Source organism: Chlamydia muridarum str. Nigg (assembly GCF_000006685.1).
Lineage (GTDB): Bacteria > Chlamydiota > Chlamydiia > Chlamydiales > Chlamydiaceae > Chlamydia > Chlamydia muridarum.
In genome coordinates this window covers 891302-910180 of sequence record NC_002620.2, presented here as the reverse complement: position 1 = coordinate 910180, position 18879 = coordinate 891302, and the positions used below count along the sequence as shown (strand labels likewise).

Sequence of the window (18879 nt, the reverse complement as noted above, 5' to 3'; positions counted from 1 at the left end):
CGTAATTGAAGAATCTTGTTCATGAGAGGAAAAAGCTTTTCTTTTGCTATAATTCTCCAGGTACTAGAATTCAAAATTCGAATTGATAAAAGTATTCGAGACAAGGTTTGTCTCTTGGCTTTTGGGTGCGTTTTCAACGAATAGAGGAGACAATGCATGATAGATAAAATTATACGAACGATATTGGTTCTATCCTTATTCCTACTGTATTGGTCCTCAGATTTACTTGAAAAAGATATTAAAGCGATTAAAAGAGAGCTGAAGGCGTTGCACGAAGATGTTCTTGAGCTAGTTAGGATTTCGAATCAGCAAAGCAATTTTGTGCAAACCATGAATTCTCAGGCTTCTCCTGAGCCATGTGTGTACGCAGATTGCGGGGATCCTTCTTTACCCAATTTATTATGTGAGGACCCTTACGTTGAAAAAGTAGTTCCTTCGTTATTAAAAGAAGGGTTTGTTCCGAAAGGAGTCCTTCGTACAGCTCAAGTGGGACGACCTGACAATTTGAGCCCGTTTAATGGCTTTGTCAATATCGTGCGATTTTATGAGTTATGTGTTCCTTCTTTGGCCACGGAACATATTGGTAAGTATGAAGAGTTTGCTCCTAGTCTTGCTGTAAAGATAGAAGAACATTATGCACAGGACGGATCAGGGGATAAAGAATTCCACATTTATCTACGGCCAAATATGTTTTGGGAACCAATCGATCCAACGCTCTTCCCTAAAAATGTGACTTTGGCAGAGTCTTTTTTAAGACCCCACCCAGTAACTGCTCATGATGTGAAGTTTTACTATGACGTAGTCATGAATCCTTATGTAGCAGAAATGCGTGCTGTGGCCATGAGATCATATTTTGAAGATGTGGTTTCTGTTCGTGTAGAAAATGATTTGAAATTAGTTGTGCGTTGGCGAGCTCATACTGTGAACAACGAACAGGGGGAAGAGGAAAAGAAAGTATTGTATTCGGCCTTTATCAATACATTGGCTCTTCAACCTCTTCCATGCTTTGTATACAAGTATTTCGCGAATGGGGAAAAAATTGTTCACGATGATTCTGATCCGGATACCTATCGGAAAGATTCCGTATGGGCTCAAAATTTTTCTTCGCACTGGGCTTATAACTATATAGTCAGCTGTGGAGCTTTCCGATTTGCAGGGATGGATGATGAGAAGATCGCTTTGGTGAGAAATCCTAATTATTATAATCCTTTTGCTGCTCTTGTAGAGAAGCGGTATGTCTATATGAAAGACAGCACAGACTCACTCTTCCAAGATTTCAAAGCGGGTAAAGTGGATATTGCTTATTTCCCTCCTAATCAAGTGGACAACCTTGCTAGCTTTATGAAGACTGCAGCCTATAAAGAACAGGCAGCTAAAGGAGGGGCTATCATAGAAAAAAATTCTTCGGATCGGTCCTATTCTTATATTGGATGGAATTGTCTTTCTCTTTTCTTTAAAGATCGAGCAGTTCGACAGGCGATGAATATGCTAATTGATCGGGATCGTATCATTGAGCAGTGCTTAGATGGACGAGGATCCTCAATAACTGGGCCCTTTTCTCTTTGTTCTCCATCGTATAATAGAAGTGTAGAAGGCTGGCAGTACTCTCCAGAAGAGGCGTCTCGTAAATTGGAAGAAGAAGGCTGGGTTGATGCTGATGGAGATGGAATTCGAGAGAAAGTGATAGATGGGGTAGTAGTGCCCTTCCGATTCCGACTGTGCTACTATGTAAAAAGTGTGACAGCAAGAACTATTGCTGAATATGTGGCCACGGTATGCAAAGAAATCGGCATCGAATGTTGTTTACTTGGGCTAGATATGGCGGATTATTCACAAGCTCTTGAAGAGAAGAATTTTGATGCCATCCTTTCTGGATGGAGTTTAGGAACTCCTCCGGAGGATCCGCGCTCCTTGTGGCACTCAGAAGGGGCTTTAGAGAAGGGCTCAGCAAATGCTGTAGGATTCTGTAATAAAGAAGCTGACCGTATTATAGAACAGCTGAGTTATGAGTACGATCCGAATAAACGGCAGGAGCTATATCATCGTTTCCATGAGGTGATTCATGAAGAATCTCCTTATGCTTTTCTGTATTCAAGACAATACTCCTTGGTTCATAAGAAGTATGTAAAAAATATTTTCATTCCAACAGAACATCCGGATTGGATTCCTGGGGCCCAGGATGAAACAGTGAATCTGTCGATGATGTGGGTAGATAGAGAGGAGGGACAATGCTCCGCTATATCTTAAAACGGTTATGCCTGATTCCTTTGACTCTTTTTGCGATTATTTCTGTAAATTTTGTTATTCTTAATGCTGCTCCAGGAGACCTTCTTGAGGAACATAGTGTGGATGCTCAAGGGGAAGCGGGTCGGTCGGATAAGATCCGTACATATAAAGGCCCAGATCGTTATTTACAGTTTAGAGAGCATTATGGGTTAACACTTCCTATCTTCTTTAATACTCGACCACAAATTTCTCGTGCGGAGCTACGTGCGGGAATTCAAGAGATTATCGATGGTACGATTCATAAAAAAAATAAAACAGGATGTGTGACCAATGTCAAAGTATACTGGGGTGATTGCGCTAAGTTTATTATGCCAGCTTTACTAGCGGAAGCAGAGGATCCTTCGCAAGCAGATAACTATCGTCATATTGCTGCGGACTTATTTATTCGGGGAGGAATTCGTCAGGGTATAGTTGGGGCACGCCTGCTCGAGGAACAACGAGAATATAATCAGAAAGTGTCTAAGAGTAATGCGGAATTAGTTCGTTTGCTTAATGAAGATGATATTGAAGTGAAAGTTGCGGGGTTACGAGCGTGGGTTGAGAAAGAAGGTGGAAGGGATAAATTGATGCGTGGCGATCTTTGGAGGATTTTTTTCCTAGAGACTCGTTTTGCAAAGTACCTTTCTCGGATTATTAGATTGGATTTTGGAACGCTACGTAATGATTGCCATAAAACAGTTGTTTCTGAAGTGATCAAACGTTTAGGGTCCTCTCTTGTTCTATCGCTACTTCCTATGATCGTTGTTTTTGTACTATGCCAAGTATTTGGAATGATCATGGCAGTGAATAAAAATCGTTGGATAGATCATCTTCTTAATTTCCTCTTTTTAATTTTATTCTCTATCCCAGTTTTTGTTGCCGTTCCTTGGATTATTGACAATTTTGTTTTGAACAAAACGGTTCCTTTTACCTCTATTTCTATGCCGTATAGTGGACTATGTTCGTCTCCTGAAGTCTTTAAAGACATGACTTCATTAGAGAAGCTTATAGATATTGTATTACACAGCTTCCTTCCTTTTTGTGCAGTCAGCTACGGAGCTTTTGCTGCGCAGTCTCGGCTCAGTCGTGCAGTGTTTTTAGAAGTCTTAGGAGAAGATCATATTCCTGCACTGCGAGCACGAGGGATTTCTCAGTATGACATTCTCATCCGACATGTTGGAAAAAACTCCGCAGCAACATTGATCACCTCCCTAGCTTCTTCTCTAAGTGCTTTGCTGGGAGGAGCTTTAGTTGTGGAAACTTTGTTTGATATAGATGGTTTTGGAAAGTTTTTTTACCAGGCCATTCTAAATCGTGATCATAATGTAGTGATGTTTTCTGTTATCATGGGATCTGTTATTTCGCTTATCGGCTATTTAATAGGGGATATTTGTTATGTTCTTCTTGATCCACGTGTTCAGTTAGAAGAAAGGAAGGTGTAAGATGCATGGACCGAAAACATCTTATCAGCGGTTTTCCCTTGCGTATAATAAGCGCACGCTCCCTTCTATAGCTCTGAAGTTTTTTATTGGGCTGATGCTTGTGGGAGTTTATGCTCCTTTATTTGCTTGCAGCAAACCCATTCTTGTTTATTGGCAAGGGGAGTGGTACTCTCCGTTGTTCCGCTATTTGCTATTCCCAGGATTTTATACTAAGTCTATAGATTTATTTTTTAATGTGTTGATGCTCACGCTTCCTTTTGTTGTTCTGGGGGTGCGTTATTTAGTCGGTATAAGGAGAAAACTATTTTTATCTTTAGTTGCCTGTATTCATATTTCTGTGTTCTCTTTTGCTTTGAGAGGAGGGATTCAAGATCCTTGTCGAGATGGGGCGTTAAAGAAAATTCGGTCTGAGCATATTCAAAAGAGTTTTTCTAGCAGTCCTCAAGCAGAGTTTCTCTCCATGATTCCTAAAAGAACGCGAACCTGGGAAAGCGAGCGTGCCTATATGAGTAAGTATGAACAGTTAGGCATGCTTGTTAAGGCTAAATATCGTAAGCAGCAGCATGATCGACTTGAAAAGCAGAGGGAAACCTATGAGATAGTTAAGAAATCTCATATGCCTACGTTGCATTTTTTAGAAATGAAGAATGAAACGGCGAGCTTGCGGTTTTTTAAAAATAAAATCAATAAGCTACAGGATTCTTATCCAGAGGGATTTAACGGCTTTGGGGATCTGCTTGAAGACTATCGGCCCTATTTAATGGCTAAAGCTCGTTTGGAACATGCTTTAAAAATGGCTGTATATGAGCAGCTCCCTGAAGAAGAGTTGCTTGCGGAATATAAGGCTCTTGAGGAAAAGGAAGCTCCTTTTCGCCAACGGTTGGCTTTCGTTCGTTATCTTTTGGAAGAGCGGGAAGCGTTGAATAATTCTATCGCGTTTATTGTTGATAAACGTTCTTGGATAGAAACAGAATCAGAAAAAGTCCGGATGATTTTGAATCCTCTGTTAAGTAATTTTCATTGGGAAGATGATGCCGGAGGATCTCGCGAGATGAATAAGTACGTTCATTGGTGGCAGCTTACGCGTATCAATAGAAAAGATTTACTTGCGTCTCTTATTTTTGGCATTCGCATAGCCATTGTTGTTGGGGGATTAGGAGTTACCATAGCTTTATTCATAGGAACTATTGTTGGATTGTTATCCGGATACTTTGGTGGCAAAATCGATATGTTGTTATCGCGAGTGACTGAAATTTGGGAGACCATGCCCATGTTATTCATTCTTATGCTTGTGGTGGCAATCACTCAGAAGAAATCTCTGATATTAGATTCGGTATTACTAGGATGCTTTGGATGGGTCAGCATTAGTCGGTATGTTCGTATAGAAACTTTGAAGCAAAGAAATTTAGGGTATGTGTTAGCTGCTACAAATTTATGTTATAGTCACTACCATATTATGGTTCATCAAATCTTGCCTAATGTCATTGTTCCAGTAATTTCTTTATTACCATTCTCTATGATGGCTATGATTAGTTGTGAAGCAGGACTCACTTTTTTAGGGCTAGGAGAGGAAAGCTCTGCTTCTTGGGGAAATCTTTTGCGAGAAGGGGTTTCTGCATTTCCTTCTGAAAGTGCCATCTTGTGGCCTCCGGCTGTGATGCTAACACTATTGTTGATGTCTATTGCAGTGATTGGGGATGGGATTCGGGATGCTTTAGATCCTAAGATGCAGGGTTAGATCCCTTCAAATCGGGTAAGGATTTCATAAAGAGCTTGTCCCCCCGGATAGTCTTTTACAGAAAGCACCCGATGGCAAGGGATGAGAAGTGGTAGGGGATTTTGCTTGCAAGTTGCAAGCACTTCTTCTTTACTTGTTTCGGTCTGTTCAGCAATTGCCTGATATGTACTACGAATGCCAAAGGATATTTGGCTTACTGCTTTTAGGATCTCTAGTTGTTTTTCTTTGAAAGAAGACAAGTCTAGAAAAGATAATGGGGAGGGATTTTTTTTTGCATAAGCTTCACACCAATGCACCATCCCTTCCATAGCCTTATGAGCCCCAGGGCCAAGAAACAAGCAAGTAAAAACCGGAGCTAATGAGAGACGCGAGTGAAAAATAGAATCCCCTCGAAAATGTACAATGATCTGAATTGGGGGATACTTATCTATAGAAAGTCCTTGGGAGCAAGCCTGGGCTAAAAAGTTCTTAGACGTTGGAGAAACAACAAAGAACTTTTCAGTCATGGGAGCCCCCAAGGGTTTGAATTATCTGGCAGCGCTCAACCGTTCAAACTTAGTTTGCGAGACAAGCTTGCCTTTGTAATACCATTCAGATTTACATACTCCTGCGGCATGAATTTTACGGACCCCGTGCAAGATGTTATGCTGCCAAGAAATTTCTTCTGCGACAATTTCTTGTTCATTGTATCGGAGCTCTATTCCATTCTTTGCTCCACGTACAAATGGAATTTCCGCTATCTTACACCCGTTTTTAAACAAAATGGTGCGCCCATCTTGATGTCCGTAGCGCCATTCTTCAATAGTATTTGGAATTCCTCCTGGAAGATAAGTAAATCGCATTCCATGAGGATAGCCGCCGACATAATGAGTAATCGTCTCAGGTTCTCGAGTTGAGTAAAAGGTCGTCTTTTTAACCATCTCTCCATCACTGAAAGCCTCTTCTGTTAGTAGAACATTATCAGAAGAAAACGTAGAACGAACTCCCTCGCCATTAAGAATTGTTGAGGAGTACTTCCCATTAAACGAGGTATAGTGGCCTTCTAGTACTCTTCCTCCGTAAGTTTTTTCTACAAAGCAAGGGCTTGAAATGGTGTCGGAGTTATTATTATCCGGCCACCGAGTTAGTGAAAAAGAGCCGTCTTCATGGTAAATTTCTTCCTGAGCAGGAAGTGCATTAGGGAAGAAGGTTTTTTTAGAAAGAAGTCTTCCCTGATCATAGGTTTCTACAACAGCTAAAGTAGTTGAGTGAGGGAATGTTTGAGTGATTTCTCCATGAAGGGCTCCCTGTGCATAAACTTCTAGGGTTGTTGTCCCATCTTTGAATACTCTCGTAATGGATCCGTCGCACCCACGCTTATTCCATTCTTGTTTAGAAACAATAATTCCATAATTGTTGCGGAAGGTTTCTTTCATTAACATAGGATCCTTTTGAACAGCTCCGTATGCTAGAGGAGAGAGGGCGATGGCGCAGATAAACAAGAAATGCTTCATGAGTTGCCTTTTCCTATGTTGGCTAAGTTCTTATCCAGTAATGTAGTGAGACGTTCGTATTCTTTTTCTATTTCCTGCCCAGACAAGGTCCGTTCGTGATCACGGAAGACCAGTCGAAGGGAGATATTTTTACTTTGAGATGTGACGTCCTTCCCTTGATATACACTGACAATATGAACACTTTCAAGCCATTTAGATTCGAAACTTAAAAGTTCTCTACGTACAAGATCCGCTGGAAGATCCTTATCTATTGTAATTGTAATGTCTCTAGAAGAAGATGGATAGATAGGATAGGGGACATAATGTGGTTCCGTTTTCTTTTTCAAAGACAGGAGAACATTTAAAGAAAGCTCAGCAAAAACTACATCGTGTTTGATCTGGCTTTTCTTACACAATTGCGGATGCAATGTCCCAAAGACGCCTAACAACTGTTTTTTATGGTATAAAGCAGCCTGCCGATAAGGATGAAAGTTCGGATGTTGGCTAGCTTGAAGAACAAAATCTTCGATGGAGACTCCTGCATGACATAATAACTTCTCAACCCAGCTTTTGATTGTGTAAAAGGAAAGAGGAGTTTTTACATGCCAAGAATCATCCATTACTTGGCGAGTTAGCAGAATTGCAATATGCTCTTCTTCTCGGTATTGATTGTGCTCTTTTGAGTATACATTCCCAATTTCAAAGGCATAAACATAAGGAGCTTGTCTGTTGAGATTAGTTGCTGCACTTTTTAGCATCCCAGAAAGAAGAGAGTCTCGTAATTTCAGAGAGGAATTTTGCACAGGGATGAGAGAGCTTTCTTGTAAGGAGAGAGCTGCTATTTCTGAATCCAGGAGAGAACAAGTGAAGAATTGTTGCAAACCACTATCTGCTAAGAATGTGGATAACGAGCGTTTTAAAGCATAGATTGGAGTATAGGTCGGAAGTATTTTTTGTGTCTTTTGAACAAAAGGTGTTGTGCGACAGATCTCTTCTACTAGGTCGGTCTCTTCTTGAATATCATGACGATAAAGAGGGACCTCTACACGAACAGAAGATTCCTCTGCTATTGTTTGAAATCCTAAAGGAGAGAGTTTCTCTGCTATCTCAGAAGGAGAAAGAGAGAGGTCCAGAAGTCGTTTAAGTGTTTTTGGGCGGATGTTTAGCGATAAAGGATCCGATTTATACTCTCCAATCTTTTGAATCGGGGAGATTTGTGCCTCTGGGAACAAGGCTCTAATCATGTGGATGGCCGCATACAATGCTGGCAAAACTCCTTGAGGATCAATACCTCGAGTAAATCTATAAGCCGCTTCTGTATGTAGCTGAATAGTACGCTGATATTTTCTAACTGCTTGAGGAAGAAAATAAGCCGCTTCTAAAATAATTTCTGTTGTGCTTTCAGAGTATGCGGATGCGGCACTTCCCATTACTCCAGCTAGTCCTAAAATGTTATGTTGATCTGCGACGACAAGAGCGCCTTCTGGAAGAGTATACGTTTCCTTATTCAAAAGAGTAAGTTGTTGGGGAGAGCGTACAGTGGTTGCGTGTAACGATTTTTGATCAACGGCTTGGCTATCGTAAGCATGCAGGGGCTGTCCTAAAGAGAGCATCACATAGTTTGTGATATCTACGATTGCATTCAAAGGTTTCTGTCCAAGGGCGATCAAGGATGCCTGCAAATCTTCAGGGGATTGTTTCCAAGACAATCCAGAGATTTTAACGGAGTAGAATACAGGGCTCGCTTCGAGGTTATGTGTATCACAAGAATGGGATTCTTGCGGTAGAGGACTAAAAGAGAATTCCTCTGGAATGGTAAGAGAAGTGTCAGATAAGAAGGAGATTTCTCTTGCTAGGCCAAGCAGGGATGCGCAATGGCCTAAATTGGGGGTCAAAGAGCATTCCAAAGAAGCTCCAGCAAGCAGCAAGCAGGCGCTTTCTCCAAGGGGAGTATTTTCCGGGAATTCAAAAATGCCGCGCTCCCCTGTTTGTAAATGTGGAAACCCTAATTCGTCTGCTCCACAACACATTCCTAGAGATTCTAGACCACGAATTTTAGATTTTTTGATTGTGGTTACTTCTCCTAAAGCATTGCGGATTTTAGCTCCGGGTAACGCAACAGGAACGATGATTCCTGCGCGACAATTGGGGGCCCCACAAATAATTTGGCGTTCTTCTTTACCATCAAAAACAATAGCAACTGAAAGTCGTTCGGCATCAGGATGGGGGGAGGTGCTCAATACTTTTCCTGTTACGACTGTATTTAGAGAGTCTGGAAAGACATTCGAGCATTCCGCTTCAATTCCAATGCGATCACAGGCTTGTAAAATTTCCTTAATGGAAAGAGGGGAAGAAAAGAATCTTTGTAATAAGGGGATAGGAGTGAGCATGAGCAAATGCAGCTTTTTTTTGGTAGATTTTACGAAGTGGCGTGTATAGTAGCAAGTATTTTGAGGGAGAGGGATGTAGGAGTTTTTATGAAAAATAAAACAACGATCAGGTGGTTAAAACAAGCTCTGGTTCTTAGCTCTATAGTAAATATTTTGCTATTGCTCCTGATTTATTCGACCGTCTTCAGAAAAGATATCTATAAGTTACAAGTTTTCCCGGGACATCTCATTGCTAAAAGTGCTCGAATAGGGAAAATCCCTGAAGATATTTTAGAAAGATTAGAAGCTGCGTCTCTTGCCGATTTAATTATTTTATTACGCGAAGAAAGACTCGTTTTTGGGCATCCGTTAAAATTATGGGCTTTGAGTATGGGCATACAAAAATATTCCTTAGATATTACTCCCATGCTAACGCACCCGTTAACGTTTATTAAGCTTAAGAGCCCGGAACAAACTTGGTTACTTCCAGATATTAATGATCAGGAGTTTTCTCGGATTAATCAGTACTTGCATACGGAAAGATTTCCTTTTTCCTCGAAAGGATTCTTTAGAATTATGGCGCGTGATTGGGAGGCGGGAATAGTTAACGAAGATATTCTATATCGTTTTTGCCATATTCCAGAGTTTCTTTATGTGCGCTCACTGCTTTTTGGAGCAGAAATTGAGGCTGCATCAGTAGCTTCTTTGGCAAGAATGGTGATCCAGGGGGGAGAAGATTTATTTTTTTCTCTGTGTTGTTTAGAGAATCTTCAAACCGCCATTTCTGATCAGCAAAGAAGGGTGTTTCTTAAAGCTTATGTGGATAGGCAGGAACCATTGGCAGCTCTTCTTTTGTTAGTGCATGATGCTGATTGGGTATTGCATGAATTTTCTGATACGGATTTGAAATACTTTGTTCAGCTTTTGCCTAAAGAGGTTTCGTATACTAAACAGTTTCTTGATCAGGTGGGACATTCTTGTCGTCAGGAGATTCTAAGTATTCTTCAATAGAGGTCCCAGGGACAAGATCAATTCCTCCAATGTGCCAGGGGCCACATTTTAGTAAGCGATTAGCGATTAGAAAAAGACTTCTCTTTAAAGGATGCTTTTTCAATGCTACAAGGGCGTATTCGGAGCAAGAGGGAAAAAACCGACATGGGGAGCCCAGAAGAGGAGAAATAGTCCAACGGTATAGGTGAATCATCCCTTGAAAAAAAATCTTGATCCAAGAGGTTTTCATAGTTTTTTAGATGATGTTGAATACGTCTTTAAGTAAGGTGACCAATACCTCTAGTGCAATTAACCAGATCACGGTCCACTCTAGAGCTGAAGAATGCTGATGATTAAGTTGGTCATTTAAAATCTCGAGAACATCTCCTAGGATAGCAAGTCTGTGATTTAATACATTTACTCGCGCGTTTACATCTAGGCAGGTCAACACATCAATATAAAAAGGTTGGGTTTCTGGATGTTCCCAGAAAAAGTCGGGCTCATCGAGAATGTCAGAGTGTAGGTTTACGGAAGCTTTATCCAGGAAAAGCTCTCCAATCTTTTTTGCGATCGTTTTACGGGATAGAGAAATTTTCCCTTTAGAGGCAAGTTCTTGAGGCAAAGATTTAGAGTTTTCAACTGTTTTGTAAATCGTTTCTTCAAAGACGGTAAGTTTGATAGATTGGGCTAACCCAAAGGAAATAGCAAGTTTTGTGTTTAAATTAGAGTTGGTGAGAACAAGTCTATCGCGACGGATCTGTAGTTTCTCTCCATAATGGAAGTCATAACTATCAATTTCTGGGTTAGGGAGAGGATCCACTGATGCTGAGGTGATAGCTTGGATCACTTGAAGTTCTTCAGCTTCTTCCCATCCCCAAAACACACTAACTCCAAATGGGAAAAAGACAGCGGCTTTGTCGCTTTCATTCAGCTCTTCAGAGGAAATGAGCACGTATTCTCGGGATAAGACAGAAGGGTAGCGTGCCTTTAAAAGATGAAAAAGAACGTGTAGATGATAGGACGAAGCAGAGCAATAAGCAGAACAGCGCATGGAAGAATCCGTCTATATCATTGAAATGGAGAGTGTCTCACATTCAAGAGTTTCTTTACAATAAGGGATGCAGGCCTGGAGGATTTTCCGTTCAGGCTCACTTATAAAACGATATTTTAGGAAAGATGTTTGTTTTAGGGAAGATGAAGAGTTTTCTTTAAAATAGATAAGAAAAATAGGGATAAAGAGGTTTTTTCTTGTAGTAAAGAGAGTGATCGGAGTAAGCTGATCTTTCTTCTCTTTTGCGGAAGTGGCGGAATTGGTATACGCGCTATCTTGAGGTGGTAGTGGAGCTTTCCTTAGGGGTTCGAGTCCCCTCTTTCGCAAGATTCTTAGCTTATTATCATTCCCTAGCTTTTCATTTTGGTAATCTTTTTGGCTTTTCAGTATGCTAGCAATAGGTTTTTGCTTGCATGGTTTATTGTAAATGCATAGATCTTTGTTTCTTTCCATAGTGCAGAAGAGAGGCGTTATTGTGCATATATTGATCTGTCTATTAACAATCTTAGGGTCTTTCAGTTTGCCTGCTTTTGGTACTCATTTCCTTGCAGAAGAAGAGCAGTTTTATATGGATCGGTTTGTGTTTTCTGGACGGTATCCAGATATGGAGACTATGGAGATTCATGCAGAGCGAAAAAAACGGGTACAGTTTGATGTAACAGGAAGCTTTCCTAAGTTGGAGAGCGTGGTTTATAAAGGATCTTTTGGTTTGCTTCGTTCGAAAATAAAGGGGGAGTGTCCAGAACTATCTTTTGTCAACTTGTCTTGTACCTCCTGTAAAATGGATTTGGATTTTAGAGGGGAGTGGAAAAAGAGCGCTTCTATTCATATCCGTAATGAGCAAGAACCGATCACAATTATGCTCCCTAAAGATGTTGGAGTGATTGTCTACACCCAAGTTGATGTGAATAGTAAAGTGATCGCTGAGGGGGATTTAGTTAAAAAAGGACGAGGTTTTTGGAAAAAAACTTTTCGGAATTCTTTAGTAGGAGAAGCTCCTGTTACTCTTACTTTCCATGTAGAGACTCGTAACGGTGGGGCGATTCTTCTTCGTTAAGCCAGGCTGTCTCTTTCTGAAGTTAGGGAAGAACGTTCATTTTTTCTGTGAGGAAAGAGGAAAATAGAGAGTCGATTTTGGAGTCGATATCGATAGGGAACTCTGCTAAACACATAAGCTCTTGAAACTTCTTCGCTTGTACAATAATTCTTAAAATTTGCTCTTCTTCTTGGCTAAATAAGATAGTTTTTTCGTGTGCATGTTTTTCACAAAATAGAGATCCTTCATGACGATAAACAGTTGAGGATTCTAAAGAGCTTTTACACAGAGTGCAGGAGTGGGATAAATCTAAACTTCCTTCATGTTGTAAAAGCTTAAGCAGGAACATAGAAGAAAAAAAATAAGGATGAGGAGTTTCAGGGATTCGTTGAAGGAAGTTTAAAAAAAGAGAAAAGAGTTGGGGGGAAGGTTTTTCTTGCCATTGTGTTTTGAGAATGGCTTGAATCATTTTTCCGGTGCTTTGCAATAGTCGATAAGAATTTTTAATCGTTGTGAACGGATTTTTCAGTTCTCCTTGTAGTACTTTTCGCATTTTGGGAGGAGTATGTTGAATGGTAAAAAGGCTGAACGAAATAGGGAGCAGAGATTCTCGAAAATCACAGGATAGAGAGGCTCCATTTTTTGCGAAGGCAGAGAGAAGCCCTGCAGGAGAGAAGATTTTTGCTATGACATGTTGTTTTTCTGCTGGAGAGTGGGTTAGAACGATTCCTGGGAGGATGATTTGCATGAAAACGTATCTATATAGAAATTTATAAGCTGAGAATATGAAGGAATCCCTTGGAAAAAGGCGAATGTTTTTGTTTCTGGGGACAGAAAACCTGTCATTTGAGAGCTTTTGCTAACCAAGGACAGACACGGAGCTCCAATAAAATAATTATAGCTAATCAATTGATTGAAAGATCGTGAGGTGATGGTTTTGGCTTTGCATTCGATTAGCAATAGGGGTTTGGGATAAGAGAAAGAGATGGGGGATTTCCCTGGGGGAGCGTAGGAGGAGGGGGAGATGATCAGTACGTCTGCTCTCCCTCGTATTTTTTTTGACAAGGAGGGGTGTGAAGCAGGGATAAAGGATTTAATTCCTTTTTCTACGATGATCTGTTTTGAGGGATAGGAAAGCTCTTGGATGAGAAAAGAGAGTAGGGCCTGTCTTACATTTTCCTCTGGAAGAGAGGGAACGGGTTTACAGCGAACAGGATCAAAAAGATAGCGTGAATCTGCAGAAGAGGTATTCATAAGATAAAAAAATCTTCCATTGCAAGCGGTCATAGCTATAAAAGCCGCTTATACTAGAATAGTAAAAATTGGAAAGAAATTCGGTAGAAGACGCACCGAAGAGGGTTCGAACCTCCAACCACCTGGTCCGAAGCCAGGTACTCTATCCAGTTGAGCTATCGGTGCACAAATTTTCTAAATGAAAGGACCCAGGTTACCAGAATTGAGTCTGAAATACAAGAAAAACTCCTTAATTAAGAAGGGATAGCATGGAAGGAGTGATAATAGGGTCATTTTCTAAAATGACCGTGCGTTCAAGAACATTAGAAAGTTCTCGAACATTCCCAGGCCATGGGTAGTCTAAAAAATTTTGTTGGGCTTCTAAAGATAATGTTTTAGTAGGTTTATTATTGAGTTTACAAAATTTTTCTAAATAGTACTGGGATAAAGGTAGAATATCCTCTTTTCTATCGCGAAGAGGCGGGATGTGTAGAGAGATAACACTGAGTCGATAGTAGAGATCCTGTCGAAGAACCTTTGTTTCCATAGCTTCTTGAAGATCACGATTTGAGGTGGCGAGAAAACGAATATTTACGGGGAGAGTTTTGGTTCCTCCGATGTGCTCAAATTCTTGCTCTTGGATTGCTCGTAAGAGTTTTGCTTGCAGGTGAATGGGAATTTCTGTGATCTCATCTAGTAAAAGAGTCCCTTGATGGGCTAATTCGAATCTTCCGACTTTTTTTGTAGTAGCTCCTGTAAAGGCTCCTTTTTCATGACCAAAGAATTCGGACTCCAGGAGGGTGTCAGGGATGGCTGCACAGTTAACTTTGATATAAGGTTTCGTGGATCGGGGAGAATGTTTGTGTATAAAAAATGAGAGGTTTTCTTTTCCGCATCCAGATTCTCCATGAACAAAAATATTTGCGGAACTATTTGCGGCTCTTCGGGCTTTATCGAGAAGTTGTTTCATAGAAAGGCTTTCTGCAATCAATGGATGAGATAAGGACGAGCCTTGTGATTGGAGGAATAGGTTTTCTTGTTGCAGAGATTGGAGTTCTGCTGCTTTAGAAATTAAGGTGAAAAGAGCCTCTGGAGAAAAAGGTTTGGTTAGATAGTTAAAAGCTCCAAAACGCATAGCTTTAACGGCATTTTCAATGGTGCCAAAAGCAGTAATCACTAAGATTGGGGTTTGCGGGCAATTCTGTTTTGTGTATTTGATGACATCCAGTCCTGACCCGTCAGGCATATTCATATCGGAAATGATCAGATCAAACGTTTGGGACAGGATGTGTTTGAGAGCTTGCTTGACTCCTGTTGCGGAGGAAACAGAAAACCCCTTAGCATGCAATAGCTCAGAGAGCAGAGAAAGAATACGGGGATCATCGTCAATAATAAGAATTTTTTCTATAGACATGGGATTTTTACAAGATGGGTATCGTCTTTGTAATAGCAGCTTTTAAGCAGGAGTCCATAGGATGGTAAAGGTGATAAGATTGTCTTGATTGGAAACAATAAGATCTCCTCCATGCAATCGCATGATTTTATGAGCCTCTGCTAATCCTAGTCCATTCCCCTGAGGTTTTGTTGTGAAGAAAGGAATAAAGAGTTTTTCTTGAACATGTAGGGGAAGAGTTCCCGTATTTACGACAGACAAGCCTTTTTCATGTAGTTCTAGAAAAACTTCATCATCAGATGCTTCAACAGCATTTTTTACGAGATTCCATATGACGCATCGTAAGCGATCTGGGTCTATAGAATGCAGTATGGGGGATGAGTAAGTTCTTCTGAATGTGCAAGATGGAAATGTTAATGAAAGCTCGGGGATTAAAGAAGAGAAAAAGTCTTGTATGTCGATAGAGCGGAGATTCAGGGGCTGTATTTTTGTGTATTCAAGCATAGAAGATACGAGAGAATTTAAAGATCGGGATCCTTCTATGATAGCATTCAGCATACGTTGATGACGTTCTGAAGAGAGCTCTTCTTTAAGAATCGTTGCAAATCCAGAAATTCCAGTCAGAGGATTACGTATCTCATGAGCAAGGGTAGCGGCTATTTTCCCCAGTTCGGAGATGCTGCGATATTTTTCAATCGCTTGTTCTAGCTGTCGATAGTCGGAACGGTCTCGGATAAGAAGAAATAGAAATTGATTAGAAATATTTTTTCTAACGAATACCTCAACTTCTTTATGGGAAAGGTCTTGAGATAGAGTTAATCGAATCGTTTTTGGAGGGATTTCTTTTTCTAGAGCTTCTTGCACGGAGAATCCAAAAAAGGTATCGGGGAAAAAATCATGAAACTTCTGATGGATTAATTGGATATCTTCAGGAATTCCCAAAATAGAGCGTGCTTGAGAATTACACATTAAGATTTCTCCAACTTCTGAAAGTAGGATGATTCCATCAGGAATGGAGGTTAAGATAGTTTGAGCTTCGCTGTACGATTGGGTTACTCGTGCACGAATGGCTAAAAGCTCGTCGTTGGAAACGCAAGAATCACAGGTGTCGATCTTTGGCATAAGTTCCCAGTTCGTTTTTTCTTATAGAATAGTTTTTTTTATCTGCTTCCAAAATGCGCTGAATAACGGAGCGTATTTCTGTTAGCTCTTCCTGGATTTCTTGAGGAAGGCTTGAAGAGAAACTATCCCGAATTTTTTTGATTTGCTGATCGACTTTTTCTATACAAGATAAAAGAGTTTTTTTCTGCCGTAATACTGGAATAAGTTCTTCAGGAGAGAGGGAAGCTTCGATTTGTGTGAGATCTAGGATCGATAAGAAAAACCCTTTCTTTTTTTTTAATAAGGGGAGAAGAGCAAATTCTTTCATATCAAGAGATCGGGTTGGCGTTCTCTTTTAAGAAAAGACTCTTACGAATTATTAGCAATACAAATAATGAAAGGCGATTAATGCCGGCGATTGGACTCGAACCAACACCTTACTGCTAAGAGTAGATTTTGAGTCTACCGCGTCTACCATTCCGCCACGCCGGCATAATCATTTAAGTCTGAAAACAGAGGAAAGGAGTAACCCTCCCATCTGGTAAGCGATGTTCCTACGACGACAAAGTATATGGGAGTGAGGGTTTTTTGTTAAGAAAAATGCTTTTAGAAAAGGATTTACTCATTCTTAATTTCAATGATTAAGATAGGTTTATCCTTTTTAAAAGCAGAAGAAACAATAAAATCCTCGTTTTGGATTGTTGTTTGAGAAATAACTAATGTTTTGGAGGGGAGGGGAGGCCCTTTGTATAGTTTGGTGAGAATAGGAGCAAGCATTTGAGGGGAAACAGGTTGCTGAGTCGAAACAATTGCTGCGAGGCCATTGCAATGTTGTTTTGATAAGCAAACTCCTGAAGCTTGGAGAAAATTGTAGTGCATAGGACAACAATACCCTTCTTCAATGGTAATAGGGAAGTGGTGATGAATATGTTGAGCGATGGTAACTAGAAAAGGGTGAACAGGAAAAGGTTTTGCTAGATGTTTGATTCCATTGCAGTCAAAGACAAGAGTCTTTTCCATGGATAACGATCCAGAAGTTCCTTGGCAATGGAATGAGTAGTTAGTGATAACAGGAGATTTCGGAGAGGGCCAGTTGTAAGTGGGAGCAGATCGACATTCTATTTGGGGATAAAGGATGAGGGAGCCTGAGCTTTGGGTTGTAACACGAGCAGCTTCTATGTAGGAGGGGGTGTTTTCGGTTGAGCATCCTGACAAAAGACTCGATAGGAATAATAATAGAAAGAGTTTGGGATTCATAGGTTTTACGCTGAATAGGAAAAGGCTTATATATCCGTTAGAGAAAAAGTACCATATCTAGTACTTTCGTCTTTAATAGGAGAGGAGAATCTATGCGCATAGATGATTATGAGGTATATTTTTTTGATTTAGATGGATTGTTAATCAATACCGAGCCTTTGTTTTATCAAGCTTGTTTAGAGACGTGGAATCGATATCAAATCCCTATTACGTTATCTTTTAATCAATATTATTCTTTAGCTATGTTGGGAAGGGAGAAGTTTCAAAAATCTTTTATAGAGCTTTTTCCTCAGACGCAAACATTCTTCCCTGATTATTTCTTAGATAGAGATCGCTATTATCAAGATCTTTTATTAAGCGAACATGTGCAGTTAATGCCTGGAGTTGAGACATTACTTCCTTTGTTAGAAGGGAAGCGTTTAGGTGTTGTGACAAATTCTTCCAAAGAGTCGACTTTACCTGTTCGAGCCGCACACCCTATTTTGGAGTGTATGCAATTCTGGATAACTCGAGAGGATTATACTAACCCCAAACCAGATTCAGATAGTTATCAATTGGCTTGGAAACGTTTTGTAAGGGAAGGGGATCGGGTAATCGGATTTGAAGATAGTTTGAAAGGGCTGCAAGCATTATCCGGGGTACCCTCAACTATGGTAGCTGTGAATGCAGCATTCTCCTTAGAGGAAACAAAATCTTTATTCCCAGGAAGAGAATGCTACTATTTTTCCTCGTTAGAGGAGTTATGCTCGTGTTTACAAAACCAGTGATACGGGGAAGGATAACACACGTGATGTAAAGAAAGACCGTAAGGAGGCGCTGAAGGAGGCCCTTTTTTACGATCTTTTTTTTCTAGCATTTCAAGAAGATGTTCTGGGGGGTATTTTCCTTTGCCAATGTCAAGCAAAGCTCCTACAATATTGCGTACCATTTTGTAAAGGAACCCATTCCCTTTGCATATAACAGTGACCAGATGCTCTTGTTCTAATAAATCTAGAGCATAGAGGGTTCGTACCGTGGAAGAGTACTCTCTTCCAAGATTTGCAAAAGAAGCAAAATCATGCGTGCCCACTAAGTATTTTGCTGCTTCTCGCATGCTTTCTAAACACAACTTATGGCGAGGACTAAAACAAAATAGTCGGTGATGAGGAAGGGGCTTAGGTAGTAACGAGAGGGTATAATGGTATTCTTTAGTGATGGCGGAAAATCGAGAGTGAAAGTCTTCGTTGGTTGCAATAACATCTCGAATGACAATATCGTGAGGCAAAAGAGCATTGAGCATTTTTTTTATTTGCCCTGGATCAGAAAAATGAGGATGGTCTGGACAACAAAAGTGAGCAACTTGGCCCTGAGCATGTACTCCCGCATCTGTACGCCCAGAAGCTATTACAGAAATTCGTGTTCTAGAAATTTTCTGAAGAAGAGTTTCTAAGACTTCTTGAATCGAGAGAGCATTAGGTTGATATTGCCATCCAGAGTAAGCGGTCCCTTGATAGGCAATTCGTAAAATAATTTTTTTTGTCATGAGAAGCTTG

18 protein-coding genes and 3 tRNA genes are annotated in these 18879 nt (G+C 40.4%); 7 read left to right on the top strand and 14 right to left on the bottom strand.

The window, feature by feature from the left end; all coding sequences use genetic code 11:
- Positions 1-156: 156 nt before the first annotated feature.
- From TC_RS03890 to TC_RS03880, 3 genes are read left to right on the top strand one after another with little or no spacing between them, the layout of a single operon-like run.
- Positions 157-2247 (top strand): ABC transporter substrate-binding protein, encoded by a 2091-nt coding sequence (locus TC_RS03890; RefSeq protein WP_010231485.1) that lies wholly within the window; start codon positions 157-159, stop codon positions 2245-2247.
- On the top strand, positions 2229-3707 hold the full coding sequence (locus TC_RS03885; RefSeq protein WP_010231483.1) for an ABC transporter permease: 1479 nt from the start codon (positions 2229-2231) through the stop codon (positions 3705-3707). The genes TC_RS03890 and TC_RS03885 overlap by 19 nt, the downstream gene beginning before the upstream one ends.
- 1 nt (position 3708) lies before the next feature.
- Positions 3709-5445, top strand: a complete 1737-nt coding sequence (locus tag TC_RS03880) for an ABC transporter permease (protein ID WP_010231479.1) — start codon at positions 3709-3711, stop codon at positions 5443-5445.
- Here TC_RS03880 and TC_RS03875 read toward each other — a convergent pair.
- The 3 genes from TC_RS03875 to pheT are packed head-to-tail and all read right to left on the bottom strand — an operon-like array spanning position 5442 to position 9307.
- Positions 5442-5951, bottom strand: a complete 510-nt coding sequence (locus TC_RS03875) for an MGMT family protein (RefSeq protein ID WP_010231476.1) — start codon at positions 5949-5951, stop codon at positions 5442-5444. The two genes, TC_RS03880 and TC_RS03875, sit on opposite strands and share 4 nt — an antisense overlap.
- A gap of 21 nt (positions 5952-5972) precedes the next feature.
- A complete protein-coding gene (locus TC_RS03870) occupies positions 5973-6938 on the bottom strand; it encodes a toxin-antitoxin system YwqK family antitoxin (RefSeq protein ID WP_010231472.1) in 966 nt (321 codons plus the stop codon).
- Positions 6935-9307: a phenylalanine--tRNA ligase subunit beta gene (gene pheT / locus TC_RS03865; protein WP_010231469.1), complete on the bottom strand. Its 2373-nt coding sequence runs from the start codon at positions 9305-9307 to the stop codon at positions 6935-6937. The genes TC_RS03870 and pheT overlap by 4 nt, the downstream gene beginning before the upstream one ends.
- Positions 9308-9394: 87 nt before the next feature.
- Between pheT and TC_RS03860 the strand changes: the two genes are divergently transcribed.
- Positions 9395-10297: a hypothetical protein gene (locus tag TC_RS03860; RefSeq protein ID WP_010904394.1), complete on the top strand. Its 903-nt coding sequence runs from the start codon at positions 9395-9397 to the stop codon at positions 10295-10297.
- On the opposite strand, the gene yidD is transcribed toward TC_RS03860, so the two are convergent.
- Together yidD and TC_RS03850 are read right to left on the bottom strand one after the other, a co-directional pair.
- Entirely contained in the window at positions 10233-10526 is a 294-nt protein-coding gene (gene yidD, locus TC_RS03855; protein ID WP_010231464.1) for a membrane protein insertion efficiency factor YidD, read from the bottom strand. The genes TC_RS03860 and yidD overlap by 65 nt on opposite strands.
- 6 nt (positions 10527-10532) lie before the next feature.
- The gene (locus tag TC_RS03850; protein ID WP_010231461.1) at positions 10533-11327 is read right to left on the bottom strand and encodes an RMD1 family protein; all 795 of its coding nucleotides are present in this window, start codon (positions 11325-11327) and stop codon (positions 10533-10535) included.
- A 244-nt stretch (positions 11328-11571) separates the two neighbouring features.
- Here TC_RS03850 and TC_RS03840 point away from each other — a divergent pair.
- Positions 11572-11653, top strand: a tRNA-Leu gene (locus TC_RS03840).
- A gap of 128 nt (positions 11654-11781) precedes the next feature.
- Positions 11782-12384, top strand: a complete 603-nt coding sequence (locus TC_RS03835) for a hypothetical protein (protein WP_010231458.1) — start codon at positions 11782-11784, stop codon at positions 12382-12384.
- Between the two features lie 22 nt (positions 12385-12406).
- Here the strand turns inward: TC_RS03835 and recO are convergent, their stop codons facing one another.
- The 8 genes from recO to TC_RS03795 all read right to left on the bottom strand — a co-directional run bounded on the left by recO (position 12407) and on the right by TC_RS03795 (position 17347).
- Complete coding sequence (gene recO, locus TC_RS03830; protein WP_010231455.1) at positions 12407-13111, bottom strand: DNA repair protein RecO; 705 nt, start codon at positions 13109-13111, stop codon at positions 12407-12409.
- Positions 13081-13617 carry a type I restriction enzyme HsdR N-terminal domain-containing protein gene (locus tag TC_RS03825; protein ID WP_010231452.1) on the bottom strand — a complete coding sequence of 179 codons (537 nt, stop codon included), beginning with the start codon at positions 13615-13617 and terminating at the stop codon, positions 13081-13083. The genes recO and TC_RS03825 overlap by 31 nt, the downstream gene beginning before the upstream one ends.
- A 91-nt stretch (positions 13618-13708) precedes the next feature.
- Positions 13709-13782 (bottom strand) — tRNA-Arg (locus TC_RS03820).
- A 64-nt stretch (positions 13783-13846) separates the two neighbouring features.
- Entirely contained in the window at positions 13847-15010 is a 1164-nt protein-coding gene (locus tag TC_RS03815; RefSeq protein WP_010231448.1) for a sigma-54-dependent transcriptional regulator, read from the bottom strand.
- Between the two features lie 42 nt (positions 15011-15052).
- On the bottom strand, positions 15053-16111 hold the full coding sequence (locus TC_RS03810) for a two-component system sensor histidine kinase NtrB (protein WP_010231446.1): 1059 nt from the start codon (positions 16109-16111) through the stop codon (positions 15053-15055).
- Positions 16089-16418 carry a hypothetical protein gene (locus TC_RS03805; RefSeq protein ID WP_010231443.1) on the bottom strand — a complete coding sequence of 110 codons (330 nt, stop codon included), beginning with the start codon at positions 16416-16418 and terminating at the stop codon, positions 16089-16091. Before TC_RS03805 ends, TC_RS03810 begins: the two co-directional genes overlap by 23 nt.
- A gap of 81 nt (positions 16419-16499) precedes the next feature.
- Positions 16500-16582: transfer RNA gene (locus tag TC_RS03800), tRNA-Leu, on the bottom strand.
- A 126-nt stretch (positions 16583-16708) separates the two neighbouring features.
- Entirely contained in the window at positions 16709-17347 is a 639-nt protein-coding gene (locus TC_RS03795) for a hypothetical protein (RefSeq protein WP_010231440.1), read from the bottom strand.
- 92 nt (positions 17348-17439) lie between these two features.
- On the opposite strand from TC_RS03795, the gene TC_RS03790 reads away from it, so the two are divergent.
- Entirely contained in the window at positions 17440-18114 is a 675-nt protein-coding gene (locus TC_RS03790; protein ID WP_010231437.1) for an HAD family hydrolase, read from the top strand.
- Here TC_RS03790 and truA read toward each other — a convergent pair.
- Positions 18066-18869 (bottom strand): tRNA pseudouridine(38-40) synthase TruA, encoded by an 804-nt coding sequence (gene truA, locus TC_RS03785; protein ID WP_010231435.1) that lies wholly within the window; start codon positions 18867-18869, stop codon positions 18066-18068. The two genes, TC_RS03790 and truA, sit on opposite strands and share 49 nt — an antisense overlap.
- Positions 18870-18879 lie beyond the last annotated feature (10 nt).